Source organism: Pseudomonas sp. 18.1.10 (genome assembly GCF_024655625.1).
In the GTDB taxonomy this organism is placed as follows: Bacteria; Pseudomonadota; Gammaproteobacteria; order Pseudomonadales; family Pseudomonadaceae; genus Aquipseudomonas.
This window is the reverse complement of sequence record NZ_JANLGL010000402.1, coordinates 1-2,546: the sequence shown is the minus strand read 5'-3', so window position 1 is coordinate 2,546 and position 2,546 is coordinate 1. Positions and strand designations below refer to the sequence as shown.

Here is a 2,546-nt window from a genome sequence, read left to right as displayed (position 1 = left end):
ATTCTCATGCTGGAACTCGGTCAAATGTGGGAGCGGGCTTGCTCGCGAAGGGGCCATCAACCACACCGCTAAACCCCAGCCCGCGCCTGCAAACTCAAATGCGCCCGCTCCCCCGGCGCCAAACTGGCCGCAGCCATCGCCGACTCCACACACACAAACCCCGACGCCTCGTTGAAGCTCACGCCCAACAGCGGCCGGCTGCCCGGATGCCACACCACCGTGTCGGCGCTGTCGCCGGTGTCGATGCACAGTTCGCGCTGCCAGGCGTGGTCCTTGAGCTGCAATTCTCCCTCATGCTGGAACACCCGCTGGCACCCACCGTCCACCCGCAACTCCCCTTCCTGCTGGCAAACCTGGCGGCTGAGCTGGTCATAGCCTTGCGCGCCGTCGAGCCCAGACAGCGCTATCTCATCGACATGACCAATACGCCAATAGGCATGCAACGCATGGCTCAATTGGCACGGCAGCTCGTCCTGATGCTCGGTGCTCAGGCGCAGTTCCAGGGTTTCGCCCAGGTGCGCGTGCAGGTCCACCTGCCAGTCGCACAGCTGCAGTTGCCAGTGCAGGCGCACGCCATCGTCGTCGGTGCTGCTGTCGAGCAGTTTCCAGTCGATCAACCGCGCCCAGCCATGGGACGGCCACGCGTTCTCGCTGGGGTGACGGCCATACCACGGCCAGCACACCGGCACGCCGCCACGGATGGCGCCGACTTGCGGCCACTTCGCCGCGCACCACAGCCAGGGTTTTTGCCCCGTGGGTTGAAAGTGCAACAGTTGCGCGCCCTGGCGACTGAACACCGCCTGGCACAGCGGATGGTCGATCACCAACACGTCGCGCATCTGGAAGCGCTCCCAGGCGAACACTGGCTGTTCACGCAGGGATTTGAAAAAGCGTTGCAGCGGTTGCTCATGCATTTGCCACAGTCCTGAATGTCTTTGTAGAGGCTGGCTTGCCAGCTCCCACAGGGAGATGTGCCCCTCTTCCCCAAAAAAAAGCGGATAGCCATGGCTACCCGCAAAATGCGCACAGAGAGAAGGAGCTTATCGCAACAGCGTTAGAACACCGACTGAATTTTCAGGCCGGCCACCAACGCGTTGTCGACTTTATCCACGCCGCCAGGTTGCACGACGTATTGCAGGTTGGGACGCACGGTCAGCCAGTTGGTGACGTGGAAACCGTAGTTGATTTCGAAGTTGTACTCGGTCTCGCGGATCGGCGTGTACAGCGGGTTGTCGTAGTCGCTCACACCGTTGGAGGCGTTGAGCAGCTCGGCGTTTTTCTTCACGTCATTGTTGACGTGCAGACGCGCCGCACCAATGCCGACGTCATCTTTTGGACGCGCGTCGAATGGGCCTTTGTACACCAGCATCAGCGACTGGTAGTTGTCGACGGTGTTGGTTTCCTTGTCGTGGAACGTGGCGTTGGCCGCGATGTTCAGACCACGGGAAGCGTCGCCGTTATGGGTGGTGAGTTGCTGTTGTGCAACGAACCAGTAGCCTTTTTTGCTGCTGTGGGTGCGGTAGTCGGCGCGCGTGGTAGCCGCATCGTTACCGTTCACGTCTTCACGTACGTCAGAAGCCTCGGCGGCGCTTTTGTAGTAACCCACACGGTATTCGCCCGGCAGGTTATTGACCTTCGGCGACCAGACCAATTCCACCGGAATCACGGTGCCCTTGGTGCCGCTGCCGCTGAGTTTGAAGCCGTTGCCGTGCTCCAGCTGCGACGGGTTCTGGTTGTACGCACCGATTTGCGCGTACAGCTCAGGATTGATGTGGTACTTCACGCGGATTGCCGCCTGGCTGACCGGCCAGTTGTACCAGGTGCTCACGTAGTTACCGACTTGGGAACCGCAGAACGACAGGTTCTGGAAGTCGCACGGGAAGGTGTTGAAGTCTTCGCCTTCACCGAAGTAGCCGAGTTTCACGTCCAGCTTGTTGTCGAACATCTGGTGCTGGATCCAGAACTGGGTCAGGCGCACCATGTGGCCACGACCGTAGACTTCCATCGACGAACTCAGCGTGCCGGCACGCGGGTCGCCGATGCGGTCGTTGGAGATGTTCTGGCCATTACGGTTGGTCAACTGGATCTTGGCCTGGGTGTTGTCCCAGCCCCACAGTTTTTGCAGGTCCAGTGCTACGCCCAGACCGAACTGGTCGGAATAGCGACCGGTCTTGTCGGTGTTGTAGCCGCCGTGGGCGTTGTAGCCCATTTCGCCGACGTAGTCGGCCTTGATATCGATACCTTGCTCGATCAGCTTGGTCCGTTCGCCGCCCCAATCGCCGGTCATCCACTTGGAATCGGCGCTGAATGCTTCGTCCGCCATCGCATTGGCGGACAAAACCAGGGCTGCTGCCGCTGACAGTTGGCAGATCAGCCGGGTAGTGTTGTGTTGCTTTTTCATCCCTACATCCTCGTCTTTATTGTTATTAAACTGTTTTTATCTAACGCGGTTTACTTTTTTTATCTAAAACAACAACTTATCTGCTTTTGTGGGAGTCGGGCTTGCCCGCGATGCAGGCAACTCGGTCCTTCAGTTACAACGCGGT

At 59.3% G+C, this 2,546-nt stretch carries 2 protein-coding genes; both read right to left on the bottom strand.

Features of this window, described 5'->3' with window-relative positions:
• Window positions 1–68: 68 nt before the first annotated feature.
• On the bottom strand, window positions 69–914 hold the full coding sequence (locus NUV89_RS29125) for a D-hexose-6-phosphate mutarotase (protein WP_257784033.1): 846 nt from the start codon (window positions 912–914) through the stop codon (window positions 69–71).
• A 140-nt stretch (window positions 915–1,054) separates the two neighbouring features.
• Window positions 1,055–2,401, bottom strand: a complete 1,347-nt coding sequence (locus NUV89_RS29120) for a carbohydrate porin (RefSeq protein ID WP_257784032.1) — start codon at window positions 2,399–2,401, stop codon at window positions 1,055–1,057.
• Window positions 2,402–2,546 lie beyond the last annotated feature (145 nt).

Excerpts from the sequence above, each read along its gene's own strand:
- NUV89_RS29125 (WP_257784033.1), bottom strand. The coding sequence starts at position 914 with ATGCATGAGCAACCGCTGCAACGCTTTTTCAAATCCCTGCGTGAACAG.
- NUV89_RS29120 (WP_257784032.1), bottom strand. The coding sequence starts at position 2,401 with ATGAAAAAGCAACACAACACTACCCGGCTGATCTGCCAACTGTCAGCG.